Origin of the sequence: Streptomyces sp. NPDC047079 (genome assembly GCF_040643755.1) — a bacterium.
In the GTDB taxonomy this organism is placed as follows: Bacteria; Actinomycetota; Actinomycetes; order Streptomycetales; family Streptomycetaceae; genus Streptomyces.
Genome location: NZ_JBEYUZ010000004.1, coordinates 67860 through 82988, shown reverse-complemented (window position 1 = coordinate 82988; position 15129 = coordinate 67860). Strand labels below are relative to the sequence as shown.

The window sequence follows — 15129 nt, the reverse complement described above, 5'->3', positions numbered from 1 at the left end:
TTCGACGCGACGCGACGCGACTCGGCTCTGCCACGGTCGGCTCTGTTGCGAACGCCAGACTAACCAGTCGGTATGTAACGAGGGAAGGGCCTCCTCCGATAGTGCGTGCGCATGACAGTTCCGTCGATCACGGAGGTCACCGCATGACGCTGTCCAGACGCGGGCTGCTCACCACTACCACGGCGACGGCCGTGTCACTCTCGGCGCCCCCCTCGTCCGCCGCTCCCGCCCCTGTCTCCGGCGGCGAGCGCGGCAGACGCCTGCGCACCGGTTTCGAACGTCTGGCGGCGGACAACTACGCGCGCCTGGACGGCCGACGGGTCGGGGTGGTCACCAATCCGACCGGGGTGACCCGGGACCTGCGTCACATCGTCGATGTGATGCACGCCGACCCCCGGGTGGACCTGGTCGCGGTCTTCGGTCCCGAGCACGGGTTCCGCGGCACCGCGCAGGCGGGCGGCTCCCAGGGCCGCTACGACGATCCGGCGACCGGACTTCCCGTGTACGACACCTACGGAAAGAGCGGCCAGGCGCTCGCGGACGCCTTCACGGCCTCCGGCGTCGACACGGTCGTCTTCGACATCCAGGACGTGGGCGCCCGCTTCTACACCTACATCTGGACGCTGTACGACTGCATGGAGGCGGCACGGCTGGCGGGGAAGCGGTTCATGCTCCTGGACCGGCCCAATCCCGTGACCGGTCGGTCCGCCCAAGGACCGGTCCTGCACAAGGAGTTCGCCAGTTTCGTGGGACGGCAGCCGGTCTCCCAGGCGCACGGGATGACGGTGGCGGAGCTGGCACTGCTGTTCAACGGGGAGTTCCTGAACGCGCCCGTCCCGCTCGACACCGTACTGATGACGGGCTGGAGGCGGTCGGACTTCTACGACGTCTCCGGCCTCCCCTGGGTGCCGCCGAGCCCGAACATGCCGACGCCCGACACCGCGCTGGTCTACTCGGGAACCTGTCTGTTCGAGGGCACCAACCTCTCGGAGGGACGCGGCACCACCCGGCCCTTCGAACTGCTGGGCGCCGAAGGCGTCGACGGACGGTGGGCGGCCGAGGCGGAAGGCCTGGGCCTGCCCGGAGTGCATTTCCGGGAGGCGTACTTCACGCCCACGTTCTCCAAGTTCCAGGGGAAGACCGTCGGCGGTGTGCAGATCCATGTGCACGACCGGGCCGCGTACGACCCCGTACGCACCGGGATCGGCCTGCTCGTGACCGCCAGGAAGGTGTGGAGCGGCTTCGCCTGGCGCCCCGACGACTGGATCGACCGGCTCACCGGGTCCGCCCGGGTGCGCACGCTGATCGACGCGGGGGCGACGGCGGACGAGGTCGTGGCCGCCTGGCAGGACGAGCTCCGCGCCTTCCGGCGCCTTCGCGGGAGGTACCTCGTGTACGCATGAGCCGCGGCCGGGGCTGGACGAGCGCCGCCGGCAGGCGCCGGTGGAGGTCTTCCCCGGCCGCGCCGCCGTGGTGGAGGAACTCGCCCGGTTGCTGGACCGGCGCCCCGACGAGGGCGCACGCGCTGGAGGAGCTCGGCCGGCTCGTCCTCGGGCCCCGATGGGGCGCGATGGGACGCGATGGGGGATGACGGCGTGCAGGCGGTGGACGGCGCCCGGGTCTCTCGCTCGCCGACGCGCTGAGGGGGCTGCCGACGACGGGCCGTGTGAACGTCGACGCGTCCGCCGTGGTCTGCCACGGCGGACCGCCTTCCGGCGCGCACGGCGACATCGTGCACCGGGAACCGGCACAGCTGGTGCCGGCGGCGGGCCGGGTGACCTGACCCGCCGCCGTTGGCCTACCGGTGCGAGGTGTACTCCACCACCTGCTGGAACGTCGGCCGGTTCTGCCAGCTGATCCTGCCGTGTTTGATGCCGCCGAGGGTGCGCTGGACGATCGAGTCGGCGCACCACTGGTCACCCGCCGAGCACTGGTCGTCTCCGGGGTACACCTGGGACGCGGTCAGTCCGGCGGCCTGTTTCAGGGTGCCGATCAGGATGTCCCGGCAGGCGCCCAGGCTGCCGCCGCCGCAGTACTTCTGCGGCAGCGGTCCCTGCACCGACTCCCCGAGCACCGCCCGGACGTCCTTGTCGACATAGCTCCACCAGCCGTACTGGAAGGAGCTTCCGGCGTGCGCGCCGGTCGGGCCGTGCGCGGCCGACGGGGACTCGTCGACCGGCAGGTTGCCGGCGAAGGCCGTGTAGAGGTCGCTGCCGAGCCCGGGCTCGAACTGCGCCTTCACCAGCAGCGGCCACCAGGCGTCCAGGATGCGGATCGCGTCGGCGTCGGCGTAGGTCTTCGAGTCGGCCGAGGTCTCCGTGCGCCGCGCGCCGGCCGACACCCAGGCGGACAGCTTGCTCACCGCCGCCGCGGCCGTGGGGTCCGTGACCGCCGAGCTGTTCACGACCTTCAGCAGTTTCGGCAGCACGTCCTCGGCCCGCAGATCGGCGAGCCCGGCGTCCGCCATCGCCTTCACCAGCGCCGAGCGGGTCACCCCGCCCGCCGCCACCAGCTTCTTCACCCGGTCCTCCAGCAGATTGCCGCGGTGGACCGAGCCCTCGCCCCAGGGAGCGGCGGTGTAGTCCTTGGCCTGCTTGTTGTTCCAGGAGACGTAGTAGTCCTGGTCGACGGAGCTGGGGTGCTGGGACGGCGGGGTGTAGTCCGCCGTGTTCATGGCCGGGTCCCATGCGCGCCACTCGTAGGCCGCCCGCGCCCACACCGGGAACTCGGCGTCGATCCCGTTCGCGCGCACCGGGTTGTCGCCGCTGTTGTAGTACGCGGTGTGCTGGGAGTCGGCGTAGAACCAGTTGAACGTGTAGTTGATATGCCGCACGGCACTCTGGAAGTCGTCGGGGCCCTTGACGTAGCCGGGGTCGTTCAGCATCTGGAAGCCGATGATCGAGTCGGCCTCGTGCAGGTAGGACGAGCGCAGGGTGGTGTAGGCGACCTTCTTGCCGCCGACGGTCGCGCGGTACTCGACTGGACCGTACTTCGTCCGCCACGCCCGCATGGTGTACGAGCCGGCCGCGGTCCCGTCGGCGACGGTCGGGGACCAGGAGTTCTTCTGCTCGACCTTGTCCATGGCGGTGCAGGTGCCGTGGTACAGGTAGTGGTAGTCGTCCTGGCACAGCTCGACGGCGTAGGTGTCGATGATGTCCTGGCCGGAGGTCGTGGCGCTCCACGAGTAGTCCTGGCCACGGCCCAGTTCGACGTACATGCTCAGGCCCGCGAAGGAGGCGCCGCGGGCGCTGATGCCCGGGCCCTGGATTTCCTGGAGCATGAGCAACTGGGGCGCGAAGTAGCCGGTCTGCGGGCCGAAGACGGCGATCGGGTGGCCGCTCGCCGTGTGCTTGCCGCTGACCACGAGGGCGTTGGACATACCGCGCCGGGCGGAGGACAGGGCCCTGGTGGCGGCGCTCTTCGAGGCGTTGGTGGAGCTGGGGGCGGCGGCGCTGCCGGTGCGGTCGTAGACGAGCGGCTCCCGGGTCACCGAACCGGCGTCGGGCAGCGCCTCGCCCTGCGGGCTGTCGGGCTTCGACGCGTACGGGAAGCTCTCGCCGTTGTGGACGGTGAGGACGGCCTCGGGGTCGTTGCGCTCGCGGAAGGACTCCCAGACCTCGGTGCCCCGCGCCACGCCGTACTTCGACTGGGCGGCGAGCAGGGAGACGGCGTTGTTGACCTCGCCGCCACCGCCGGAGCCGAACAGCGCGCCGATCACGGAGGCCAGCGCCACGAGGTCGGTGACCTTGAAGTGCTCGATGGTTCCGGCGTTGGTGATCGCGTCCTTGTGGCCGGTCAGAACGTACTCGCCGGGGAAGTAACGGCCGCTGTCGGAGGTGTCGATGTAGGCGTTGACACCGGCGAGATAGGCGTTGACGTCGTCGAGGGCCTGCCTGCCGCGGTCGCCGGCGGTGGCCACCGCCTTGTCGATCTGGGCCTGTAGATCGGCCTCGGTGTAGGGCGCGTTGCGCCAGAACTCCTGTTCGAGGCCCTGGTTGGCGGCCGCGCCGCCGGCGAAGGAGGTCAACCGGCCGCGTCCGACGTGCCGGAAGACGTCCATCAGCCACAGCCGGTCCTCGGCCGCCGCATACCCGGCGCCGAACTCGGTGCCGTATCTGGTGGTACCGGTGATGTGCGGGACGCCCGTCTTCCTGTCCCGGACGATGGTCACGTCGCCGCGGCCCGCGGGCTTCTCGGTGGAGGCGACCTGATCGGGCGGGACGCCGAACGAGGCGTCGTTGAAGAAGGTGTCGACCTTGGCGTCGGTGAGCGCGGGGTAGCCCGTGGCCAGGTTGGCGTACGGGCCGAGTTGGTCCTCGGCGTGAGTGGGCTGGGTGCCGAAGGCCTGGTTGAGCAGGATCTGGGCGAGGGTGGCGTTGCCGTTCTCGCCGGGCGGCAGGATGTCCGAACACTGGCCGCCGCAGTAGTCGTTGGCGGCCGGCGCCCCGGCGTCCGCCGCGGTGCCCGCGGCCGCCTGGGAGATTGGCGACAAAAGACCCCCCACGAGGACGCATATCGCGGCCGTCTTGAGGAACTTCGGAAATCTGCGGGGAGTTCTCAGTCTGTCGAGGACCTTGCGTGGGGCGCGCTGTGGCATGGCAGCTCCTCCCGAATGAGGGTCCCCCTGCTCGAGTGCAGCCGAGAGCGTGGGGGAGGGGGCGGGCGCACGTTACCGCCGGTATCCCCGCGATTGAAGATGAACACACGTCAGTTTCCAAGCGACCGACAGTCGGTTGGGGGATGTCATCGAAAAAGGATGGAGCCGATTCGCTTGTCGATACGTCTATTCGGCGACGTCCGTACGACGACGCCGAAGTAACCGAAGTTCAGGTGCAGGTGTGACGGAGGTGCAGGGCGATGGCCGGTTTCCGGAGTCTGGCGAGACAGGTACGGGATCCCAGGTGTGATCTGGCGCTACGGCGTTACTCACTGCGCAAGTGCCTGGAGAAGTTCGCCCCCTACGGGCATCGGGCGACCTGGGACCATCTGTGCTCCCGGGCCGGGTTCGGTCCCGAGGACCGCTCCCCCGATCCGGCGCGGCTCGTGGCCGCGCTGGAGGAGTTGGAGGAGGCCCGGTCCGTCTGGCTCGCCTACGAGGCCGATTTCACGCAGCGTCGCAGGAGGGAGAAGCACGACGGGCTGCGCAGGCCGGGCAGTGTCGACGACTGGCACCGGTTGACCTGGGGCGGTTTCGGTGTCGCCTGGTGCGACGATCCCCGGGTCCACCCCCATGAACCGCTGGCCGAGGTGTTGCGCCGGATCATCGCCGCACTGGAGCGCGAGCCGGGCGCGACCTGCCCGGTGTGCGCCGGTGAGCGCCTCGTATGGAAGTACGACCTGGCCCATGAGCCGTCGTCGGGTCCGGTCTGCACCGACTGCGGCATCGTGGTGCCGGTGCCCGTGCTGACGCCAGAGGCGCTGACGGACGCCCGGCGCGCACGGCTGCTGGTGTCGGCGTGACGAGGATGCCCGAGGGCGCGGGGGTGCGCCGGGGATGCCGCACCCCCGTACACCAGCCGCAAATCGACTGGATCCAGCCCTTTTTCGAGGGTACTGACGCCGCCGGACCGCTCGGCATAACCAAGTGGGTGCCGCCGATCCCGCCGGGCGGTCCCGTCGCGCTCACGGAGAAGCTGCACGGCTCGGTGTGCCTGCTGACGTGAAGGGCGGCACGGAGTACGAGTGAACGCGGGCCGGGGCCCGCTCAGCGGCAGTCCCGAGCCGCCTCCCGCTCCCGCGTCCGCCCCTGGGGCCCGGGCCCGCGCTCCACCATCAGCCGCGAGCCAGGCTGCCGTTCGCCGAGGACGTCGTCCGGGTTGGACAGCACACAGGTATCCAGGGACAGGCAGCCGCAGCCGATGCAGTCGGTGAGGTGGTCGCGGAGGCGGCTCAGCTGGCTGATGCGCTCGTCGAGTTCGGACCGCCACGCCCGCGAGAGCCGGGCCCAGTCCTCTCTGGTCGGGGTGCGCTGCTCGGGCAGTTCGGCGAGCGCCTGACGAATGTTGGCGAGCGGGATGCCGACGCGCTGGGCGGCGCGCACGAAGGCGACCCGGCGCAGGGCGTCGCGCTGGTAGCGGCGCTGGTTGCCCGGTGTGCGGCGGCTGGCGATCAGTCCCTTGGACTCGTAGAAGTGCAGGGCGGAGACGGCGGCGCCGCTGCGGGCGGACAGCTGGCCGACGGTCAGCTCATGGATCTTCTCCGGTATCTGGGGCACTCGCCAGAGCCTACCCACCACGTCCTGGCCCGGTCCGTTGACATGGGTCCCGCACCCGACCATGCTAAGCAGTTGCTTAGAGATGCTGACTTCATGACGCGAGAGGCCGGGAACATGGCAGAGCCGAGGACCTTCACGTCCGCCGAGGAGCTGAAGGCGGCGGTGGGCGAGCAGCTGGGGTACACCGACTGGCTGGAGATCGACCAGAAGCGGATCGACCTGTTCGCGGACGCCACGGGCGACCACCAGTGGATCCATGTGGACCCCGAGAAGGCGGCTTCGGGCCCCTTCGGCAGGACCATCGCGCACGGCTACCTCACACTCTCGCTGCTCCCGCTCTTCGGACCGCAGCTGATCCGGGTCGAGGGCGTGAAGATGGGCGTCAATTACGGGACCAACAAGGTCCGCTTCCCCGCGCCCGTCCCGGTCGGCTCCCGGCTGCGCGCCACCGCGGTGATCAGCGGCGTCGAGGACGTGCCGGGCGGGGTGCAGGTGGCCATCGCCTTCACCGTGGAGCGTGAGGGCGGCGACAAGCCCGTGTGCGTGGCCGAGTCGGTGTCGCGCTACTACCTCTGAGCGGGCCGGACGGCTACTTCCGCACCCCGACCATCCGCAGCACGAGGTCGGCGTAGAGGGCGCCGACCTCCTCGGGGGTGCGCGGGCCGTCGAGGTTGAACCAGCGGGCCACGTCGATGCACAGGGAGAGCACGGCGATCGTGGTGCCGTGCACGTCCAGGACGTCGAACTCGCCCGCGGCCACCCCGTCCTCGATGATCCCGCGCACCTCGGCGTCGACCTGGCGCCGCAGGGCGAGGATCTCGGCGCGGGCGTCCGGGCCGAGCGAATCCAGCTCGTACTGCACGACCCGGGCGGTGGTGCGCCCCCCGGCGTGCCAGCGGACGAAGGAGCTGACGGCGTCGGCGAGCCGCTCGGTCGCGGAGCCCTCCCGCCGGGCCGCCGTCCGCAGGATCTCGAGGGCCTTCTCGTGCCCGATCCGGCTGATGCGGTGGAGCAGCTCTTCCTTGGTCTTGTAGTGGATGTAGAGAGCGGCCGGGCTCATGCCCGCGCGGCCCGCGATGTCGCGGGTGGTGGTCGCGTGGTAGCCGCGCTCGGCGAAGGCCTCCACGGCGGCCAGGAGCAGCCGCCGGGCCGCGTCGGGGGTGACCTCGGCCCACGGCTGCGCCTCGGCGCCGCCCGTCTCCTCCGCCGTAGTCATCGCTCTCTCGCCCCTCTCGCCGGCTGGAGTAACACCATACCGCCGAAGGTGAGCGGGCGCTTAGCATGCCCGCCCACCTGCGCGGGGGCAGCTCAGAGTTTCTCGAAGGGATCGTGTTCGGCGAGCAGCTTCTCCAGCCGCGCCTGGTCGACCCGGCTGACGATCTGCCCGGCCTCCTGCCGGTCGCGGATCACCTTGGCCAGGGTGAAGGCGGAGGTCACGAGGTAGAGGACGGCGATCCCGAGGAAGGCCCGCACCCAGGCGTCGGCCTGCAACCGGAGGATCCCCACGGCGGTGGCCACCAGAGCCACGGCGAAGGACGCGACGGCCTGGCCGTAGAAGGCGGCCGTGCTCTGCTGTCTGACCGGAGTCTCGCTCATGGGAGACAGGCTCGGCCGACGAGACGCCGAGGACATGCGTACGGGTACTCAAAGACGTACTCGGAACCAGCACACACGGCGCTCGCTCAGAACGGGTCAGAACGCCGATATGCCGGTCAGCGCTCGCCCGATGACCAGCTTCTGGATCTGGCTCGTGCCTTCGTAGAGGGTCATCACCCGTGCGTCGCGCAGGAGTTTGCCCACCGGGTACTCGTCGATGTAGCCGTACCCGCCGAAGACCTGGAGCGCGTTGTTCGCGGCCCGGACGGCCGCCTCGGAGGCGAAGAGCTTGGCCTTGGAGGACTCGACGGCGAAGGGCAGCCCGCGGTCGATCAGATCGGCGACCCGCCAGGTCAGCAGCCGCGCCGCGTCCACGTCGACGGCGATGTCGCTCAGGAGTTCCTGGACCAGCTGGTGATGGGCGATGGACCGGCCGAACTGCTCGCGCTCGCCGGCGTAGCGGACGGCCGCGTCCAGGGCGGCCCTGGCGATGCCGACACAGCCCGCCGCGACCGACATGCGCCCCTTGGCGAGCGCGGACATGGCGATCGAGAAGCCCTTGCCCTCGGGGCCCAGCATCGCGGAGGCCGGCACCCGTACGTCCTCCAGGACGAGTTCGGCAGTGGCCTGGCCGCGCAGGCCCAGCTTGCCGTGGATCGGGCGGCGGGTGAGGCCGCCAGTGCCGGTAGGCACCAGGAAGGCGGAGACTCCCCGGTGGCCCGGGGCGTTGGTGGAGCGGGCGAACAGGAGCACGACATCGGCCCAGGTGCCGTTGGTGATGAACATCTTGGTGCCGTTGAGGACATAGTCGTCGCCGTCACGGACCGCCCTGGTGGTGAGGTTGCCCGCGTCCGAGCCGGTGCCCGGCTCGGTGAGACCGAAGCAGCCGACGTACGTGCCGGAGGTCAGCCCCGGCAGCCACTGCCGTTTCTGCTCCTCGCTGCCCCAGGCGGCGACGGTCTTGGCGACGAGACCGAGGGAGACCGAGACGATGCCGCGCACGGACGAGTCGCCGCGGCCCAGTTCCTCGGTCACCAGGCAGTACGCGAGATGGTCGCCGCCCGAACCGCCGTACTCCTCGTCGATGGTGAGCCCGAGGAAGCCGACCTCGCCCAGCTTCCTGACGATGCCCCGGTCGACCTCCTCGGCCCGGTCCCAGGCGACGACGTGCGGGGCGACCTCCCGGGCCACGAACTCCTCGGCCAGCCGTCGCACGGCGGCCTGCTCCTCGCTCAACTCCAGATTCACGACGCGTCACCCCAAGGGAAGGTCCGGGAAGGGCGGAGGCAGGCCCGGAAGGTCTTTGAAATCCGCACCTTTAAATTAGCACTGCTAGTTTCCGAGTGCAGCCCTACTATGTGCGCCATGGCCAGACCGCGCAAGCCTCTCCTCAGCACCGACCGCATCGTCGCCACGGCGCGGGCGCTGGTGGACGCGGAGGGCCTCGCAGCCGTCTCCACGCGCCGTCTCGCCGCCGAGCTCGGGGTGAGCGGACCCTCCCTCTACAACCACTTCCGCACCAAGGACGAGATCCTGGAGGCGGTGGCGGACTCGGTGAGCGCTCAGGTCGACCTGTCGATGTTCGAGGACGGCCGGCCCTGGCGGAGGGCGCTGCACGACTGGGCGGTCTCCTACCGGGCCGCCCTGCGCGACCACCCGAACATCGTGCCGGTCCTGGCGCGCGGCCCCGGCCGCCGCCCGGCCGCGCTGCGCCTCGCGGACGCCGTCTACGGCGCGATGGTCGACGCGGGCTGGCCGCCGGCACAGGCCACCTCCATCGGCGCGCTGATGCGCTATTTCGTCATGGGCTCCGCGCTCGGCTCGTTCGCGGGCGGCTTCGTGGACGACGCGACGGCGTACGACCCCGCCGACTACCCGCACCTCGGCCAGGCCCACCGGCTCGCCGAGCAGCAGGACAAGATCGACGAACGGGCCTTCGAGGCAGGGCTCACGGCGCTGCTGGACGGGCTGGAGCAGCAGTACCGGCAGATCGGAGGGCCCGCGTAGGACGGTCACGGCCCTCGGGGGGAACCGCCGCTCGGCATGCTTCGGCGGGCGCCGAAGTGTCCGGACCGCATGCTGGACGTATGACAGGTCGCAAGGATGCGCGAGCGGCCGGGCTAGCGGCGCCGGCCGGGCTCATATGTCCTGGTTGTTCCTCGGCGAGGTGCCGGGAGCGCTGACGCTCGGTGGCGGCGTGCTCTGTCTGGCAGGCGTGGCGGTGTCACGGTCGCGTCCCCGGCATCCGGCCGCCGCCCCGAACCCGCACACCCCTGCACCGGACGCCGCGGCCTGCACTGATCCGGGGAAACCCCTAGAACACCACCAGCGCCCGCCCTCCCCTGCCCGCGAGCATGGTGTCGAACGCCGCCGGGATGCCCTCCAGGCCGATGCGTTCGGTCACCAGCGCTCCGAGGTCCAGTCGGCCGGAGCGCACGTGTCCGGCCAGGACCGGAAGGTCCTCGGCAGGATTGGCGTTGCCGTAGACACAGCCCGACAGGGTGCGGCCCCAGTGGAAGATCTCCAGGGCGTTGAAGATGACCTGCTGGTCCTTGCCGCCGATGCCGACGACCGTCGTACGGCCGCCGCGGCGCGTGGCGTCCCAGGCCGCGCGGATGGTGACCGCGCGGCCCACGCACTCCACCGCCGCGTCGACACCCTGCTTGTCCGTCAGAGCGCGGATCTCGCGCGGGGTCGTGTCGGAGGCGAGCAGGTAGTCCGTGGCGCCCGCCCTCCGGGCCAGCTCCTCCTTCGCGGGGGACACGTCCACCGCGACGATCCGCTCCGCGCCCGCGATCCGGGCCGCCTGAAGAGCCGCGAGGCCCACCCCGCCGACACCGAACACCGCCACCGTCTCCCCCGGCCGCACCCGGGCCGCGTGGTGGACGGCCCCGTACCCGGTGAGCACGGCACAGCCCAGCAGGGCCGCGTCGGTCAGGGGCACACCATCAGGTGCCGGCAGCACACAGGAGGCCGCCACCACCGTCTCCTCGGCGAACGCGGCCACGTTGAGGCCGGGGTGCAGATCGCTCCCGTCGTCCGCGCGCCGGGCGTGGACGTCTCCGGAGCCGGTCAGCGCGTTCGCGCACAGCCACACCTCTCCCCGCACGCAGGCGGGGCAACCGCCGCAGGACGGCGCCCAGTTGAGGACGACTCCGTCACCCGGCGCGACATGGGTGACCCCCTCCCCCACGGACACCACCGTCCCGGCGCCCTCGTGTCCGAGGACCGCCGGCACCGGCACCCGCATGGTGCCGTCGGACAGGGACAGGTCGGAGTGGCACACCCCGGCGGCGGCCAGCCGGACGCGGACCCGGCCGGGGCCCGGTTCCGGCAGCTCGATGCCGGTGATCTCCAGCGGGGCACCGACGGCGGGCAACACAGCGGCACGGACCATCTCGCTCAGCCTTCCGGGAACTGGAGGGACTTGGTCTGGAGGTACTCGGCGAGCCCGTGCGCACCCAGCTCGCGGCCCACCCCGGACTGCTTGTAGCCGCCGAAGGGTGCCAGGGGGTTGAAGCGGCCGCCGTTGATGTCGACCTGACCGGTCTCCATCCTGCGCGCGAACGCGGCGGCCTCCGCGTCGTCGCCCGCCCAGACGGCGCCGGCGAGCCCGTAGACCGTGCCGTTGGCGATCCTCAGGGCGTCCTCCTCGTCCTCGTAGCGCAGGATCGACAGCACCGGGCCGAAGATCTCCTCCTGGGCGATCGTCATCCCCGGGGTGACGTCGGCGAAGACGGTGGGCCGTACGTGGTAGCCGCGCTCGCGCGGGGCGTCCGGGCCGCCGGCGACCAGGCGCGCGCCCTCCGCCAGGCCCTTGTCGATGTAACCGCGTACCCGGGCCTGCTGCTTGGCGCTCACCAGCGGGCCGATGCGCTCGCCGTACTTCTCCGCGGCCGCGGCGGCCAGTCCCACCGCCTCCTCGTACCGGTCCCGGTGCACCAGCATCCGTGTCCAGGCGCTGCATGTCTGGCCGGAGTTGGCCATCACATTGGCGACGCCGACGTTCACCGCCCTGGCGAGGTCGGCGCTGGGCAGGATGACGTTCGCCGACTTGCCGCCCAGCTCCAGGGCGACCTTCTTGACGGCCGCGCCGGCCGTGGCGCCGATCAGCCGGCCCACCGCGGTGGATCCGGTGAACGAGACCAGGTCGACGCCCTGGTGCCCGGCGAGCGCCTGGCCCGCGACCTGCCCGAGGCCGGTGACGAGCTGGAACACCCCGGCCGGTACGCCCGCCTCGTGCGCGGCCTCCGCGAAGAGCTGGGCGGTCAGCGGGGTGTCCTCGGCGGGCTTGAGGACGACGGTGCAGCCCGCCGCCAGCGCCGGGGCGACCTTGGCGACGATCTGGTGCAGGGGGTAGTTCCAGGGGGTGATGGCGCCCACGACCCCGACCGGCTCGTGGTGAACGGTGGAGTTGCCGACCTTCTCCTCGAAGGCGTGGGTGGCGGCCAGTTCGGCGTACGACCCGGCCACCGCGATCGGCAGGCCCACCTGCACGGTCCGTGAGAACGCCGGCGGCGACCCCAGCTCCGCCGTCACGGTATCGGCGATCTCCTCCTGGCGGGCTACGAGCACGTCCCTCAGGGCGGTGAGGTACCCGGCCCGTTCGGCGGGCGGGGTGGCGGCCCACGCCGGGAGGGCGGCTCGGGCGGCGCGTACGGCGGCGTCGACGTCCTCGGCGGTGCCGGCCGGGACCCGGCCGATGACCTGCTCGTCCGCCGGGTTCACCACATCGATGGTGTCCGGGCCCGAGGCGGGGCGCCAGGCGCCGTCGATGTACATGCCGTCATGTGCCTTCATCGTCGTCCTCCCCGGGGCGGGCCACGTCGTCCGGGGCCTAAACTAGCGCCGTTAGTTTTGGCGCGCCAGGGTTTTGGGGCGCCCGGCCGGAGCGGCGCCGCGGTCCCCGGGGCCGCCCTGCGGTGCGGGCCCGGGCGACGGCCTCTCCGCGAGGTCAGACGATGCCGAAGGGGATCGCGGCACCGACCGGGGTGCAATGACGTCAGGTCGGGCCGAGAGGGGTCAACAAGATGTCGACGTGCGAGCGATAAGCGCCGAATCCCTGGTCAGCGCGGTGTGTCGAGCGGCAGGAGGTCGACGGGCACACCGTTGAGGACGGCGTTGCCCGACAGCGGGTCGAGCAGGCTGCCGTCGAGGAGCTGGTTGACGTTGACGCCGGGATCGAGGGCGGCGTGACTCATCCGGGTGCCGGGCCGGTCGTGGCCCCAGCCGTGCGGGAGGCTGACGACCCCGCGCCGGACGGTGTCGGTGATCTCGACGGGCGCGGTCACCGCTCCCCCGGCGCCCTTGACCCGAACCGGCGCGCCGTCGACGAGCCCGAGCCGCTCGGCGTCCTCGGGGTGGACGTGCAGGGTGCAGCGGTTGGAACCGCCGGTGAGCGCGGGCACGTTGTGCAGCCAGCTGTTGTTGGACCGCAGATGGCGCCGCCCGACGAGCACGAGCCCGGCGGCGCGCTCGCCCATGGCCCGCTTCAGGCGCGGCAGGTCGCCCGCGATCGGTCCCGGCAGCAGTTCGACCTTGCCGCTCACGGTCTTCAACGGCTGCGGCAGACGGGGCTGGAGCGGACCGAGGTCGATGCCGTGCGGATTGGTTAGCAGCTTCTCCAGGCTGAGCCCGTCGGGCCGGGTCCCGAACCCGTCGCCGTACGGGCCGAGGCGCAGCATCATGTCCAGCCGCCGCTCGGGCCCGCTCTCGCCGGTGAGCCGCGCGGCCAGCTCACGCGGATCGCGGCCGTGGACGGGCGAGTGGGTCTCGGTGACCGCCTTGCCGAGGGTCTGGTCGACGACCAGGGAGTCGACGGCAGCCGGGTCCGCGCCGTGCATGCCCGTCGCGGCGAGGACCAGCCGGGCGAGGATCTCGGTCTCCGCCATGCGGCCGGGCTCCAGGGGGACGGCGGCGCGGGTGTAGCGGACCTGGTTGCGCACGGCGAGGGAGTTGAAGGCGAAGTCGAAGTGCGGTGCCTGGGAGGGCGGGGGCGGCGGCAGCACGACGTGCGCGTGACGCGAGGTCTCGTTGAGGTACGGGTCGACGCTGACCATGAAGTCGAGCGAGCCGAGTGCCTTGTCCAGGCGGTCGCCGTCCGGGGCGGAGAGGACGGGGTTGGCGGCGATCGCGATGACGGCGCGGACCGGGGTGCCCTCTTCGGTGGCTGTGTCGATCTCCTCCGCGAGCGCGGAGATCGGCAGTTCGCCCTTGGCCTCGGGGTGCCGCCGCACGCGTGAGTGCCAGCGGCCGAGCGCGAAGCCATGGCCGGGCCCGGCGGGGCGGGGCGTCTTGTCGGTGGCCGACAGCGGGAAGAGGGCGCCGCCGGGGCGGTCGAGATTGCCGGTCAGGATGTTGAGCACGTCGACCAGCCAGCTGGCGAGGGTGCCGTGCGGCACGGTGCAGCTGCCGATGCGGCCGTAGACGGCGGCGGTGGGCGCGGCGGCCAGCTCCCGGGCCAGGGCACGGATGGTGTCCGCCTCGACGTCGCACGCCACGGCGACGGCTTCGGGCGTGAAGTCCCGGACGGCGGCGGCCACGTCCGCGACGCCCTCCACATGCGGGGCCAGGTGCCCCAGGTCGACGAGGCCCTCCTCGAAGAGGACGTACGTCATCGCCGCGAGCAGCAGGGCGTCGGTACCCGGACGGACGGCGATGTGGCGGTCGGCGAGCCGGGCGGTGCGGGTGCTGCGCGGGTCGATCACGGTGAGGGTCCCGCCGCGGGACTTGAGCGCCTTGAGCCTGCCGGGGAAGTCGGGGGCGGTGCACAGACTTCCGTTGGACTCCAGGGGGTTGGCGCCGATGAGCAGCAGGTGGTCGGTGCGGTCGAGGTCCGGCACGGGGATGGCGCCCGCGTCTCCGTACAGCAGTCCGCTGGAGACGTGTTTGGGCATCTGGTCGAGGGTGGAGGCGGTGAAGAGGCTCCGGGTGCGCAGACCGGCGAGCAGGACGGGCGGGTAGAGGCCGCCGGCCATGGTGTGCACGTTGGGGTTGCCGAGGACGACGCCGACGGCGTGCGGCCCGTATCGCTCGACGATCGGCCGCAGCCCGGCGGCGACGGCGTCGAACGCCTCCTCCCAGGTGGCCTCGCGCAGTTCCCCGTCCCGGCGCACGAGCGGCCCGCGCAGCCGGTCGGGGTCGGCGTCGGCGGCCCCGAAGGACGCGCCCTTCGGGCAGATGAAGCCCTCGCTGAACACGTCCTCCCGGTCGCCGCGGGCGCCGGTGACCCGGGTGCCGTCGACGGTGAGCGTCAGTCCGCAGGTGGCCTCGCAGAGGGGGCATATACGCAGGGCGGTGCGGGGCACGGGTCCTCCCGG

Annotated in this window: 12 protein-coding genes and 1 pseudogene; 5 read left to right on the top strand and 8 right to left on the bottom strand. The window is 71.7% G+C overall.

Annotation, left to right across the window (positions count from 1 at the left end; translation table 11 throughout):
• Positions 1-143: 143 nt before the first annotated feature.
• Positions 144-1403 (top strand): DUF1343 domain-containing protein, encoded by a 1260-nt coding sequence (locus ABZ823_RS07390; protein WP_361654981.1) that lies wholly within the window; start codon positions 144-146, stop codon positions 1401-1403.
• 395 nt (positions 1404-1798) lie between these two features.
• Here the strand turns inward: ABZ823_RS07390 and ABZ823_RS07385 are convergent, their stop codons facing one another.
• Complete coding sequence (locus tag ABZ823_RS07385; RefSeq protein ID WP_361654978.1) at positions 1799-4597, bottom strand: penicillin acylase family protein; 2799 nt, start codon at positions 4595-4597, stop codon at positions 1799-1801.
• Positions 4598-4857: 260 nt separating this feature from the next.
• Between ABZ823_RS07385 and ABZ823_RS07380 the strand changes: the two genes are divergently transcribed.
• Both ABZ823_RS07380 and ABZ823_RS07375 read left to right on the top strand, forming a co-directional pair.
• Positions 4858-5460, top strand: coding sequence for a hypothetical protein (locus tag ABZ823_RS07380; RefSeq protein WP_361654975.1), 603 nt, complete (start codon positions 4858-4860; stop codon positions 5458-5460).
• Between the two features lie 86 nt (positions 5461-5546).
• A pseudogene (locus ABZ823_RS07375) lies at positions 5547-5660 on the top strand (RNA ligase (ATP)); the annotation flags it as partial.
• A gap of 44 nt (positions 5661-5704) precedes the next feature.
• On the opposite strand, the gene soxR reads toward ABZ823_RS07375, so the two are convergent.
• Positions 5705-6214, bottom strand: coding sequence for a redox-sensitive transcriptional activator SoxR (soxR, locus tag ABZ823_RS07370; RefSeq protein WP_361654973.1), 510 nt, complete (start codon positions 6212-6214; stop codon positions 5705-5707).
• 114 nt (positions 6215-6328) lie between these two features.
• On the opposite strand from soxR, the gene ABZ823_RS07365 reads away from it, so the two are divergent.
• Entirely contained in the window at positions 6329-6790 is a 462-nt protein-coding gene (locus ABZ823_RS07365; RefSeq protein WP_361655867.1) for a MaoC family dehydratase, read from the top strand.
• A 13-nt stretch (positions 6791-6803) separates the two neighbouring features.
• On the opposite strand, the gene ABZ823_RS07360 is transcribed toward ABZ823_RS07365, so the two are convergent.
• The 3 genes from ABZ823_RS07360 to ABZ823_RS07350 all read right to left on the bottom strand — a co-directional run bounded on the left by ABZ823_RS07360 (position 6804) and on the right by ABZ823_RS07350 (position 9058).
• On the bottom strand, positions 6804-7430 hold the full coding sequence (locus tag ABZ823_RS07360; protein WP_361654971.1) for a TetR/AcrR family transcriptional regulator: 627 nt from the start codon (positions 7428-7430) through the stop codon (positions 6804-6806).
• Positions 7431-7522: 92 nt separating this feature from the next.
• A complete protein-coding gene (locus ABZ823_RS07355; RefSeq protein ID WP_361654968.1) occupies positions 7523-7810 on the bottom strand; it encodes a YiaA/YiaB family inner membrane protein in 288 nt (95 codons plus the stop codon).
• A 96-nt stretch (positions 7811-7906) separates the two neighbouring features.
• Positions 7907-9058, bottom strand: a complete 1152-nt coding sequence (locus ABZ823_RS07350) for an acyl-CoA dehydrogenase family protein (protein WP_361654965.1) — start codon at positions 9056-9058, stop codon at positions 7907-7909.
• Between the two features lie 117 nt (positions 9059-9175).
• On the opposite strand from ABZ823_RS07350, the gene ABZ823_RS07345 reads away from it, so the two are divergent.
• Positions 9176-9817 carry a TetR/AcrR family transcriptional regulator gene (locus ABZ823_RS07345; protein WP_361654962.1) on the top strand — a complete coding sequence of 214 codons (642 nt, stop codon included), beginning with the start codon at positions 9176-9178 and terminating at the stop codon, positions 9815-9817.
• A 307-nt stretch (positions 9818-10124) separates the two neighbouring features.
• On the opposite strand, the gene ABZ823_RS07340 is transcribed toward ABZ823_RS07345, so the two are convergent.
• From ABZ823_RS07340 to ABZ823_RS07330, 3 genes are all read right to left on the bottom strand, one after another.
• Complete coding sequence (locus ABZ823_RS07340) at positions 10125-11207, bottom strand: Zn-dependent alcohol dehydrogenase (RefSeq protein ID WP_361654960.1); 1083 nt, start codon at positions 11205-11207, stop codon at positions 10125-10127.
• A 5-nt stretch (positions 11208-11212) separates the two neighbouring features.
• Entirely contained in the window at positions 11213-12610 is a 1398-nt protein-coding gene (locus tag ABZ823_RS07335; RefSeq protein ID WP_361654957.1) for an aldehyde dehydrogenase family protein, read from the bottom strand.
• A gap of 266 nt (positions 12611-12876) precedes the next feature.
• Complete coding sequence (locus ABZ823_RS07330; protein WP_361654955.1) at positions 12877-15117, bottom strand: molybdopterin oxidoreductase family protein; 2241 nt, start codon at positions 15115-15117, stop codon at positions 12877-12879.
• Positions 15118-15129 lie beyond the last annotated feature (12 nt).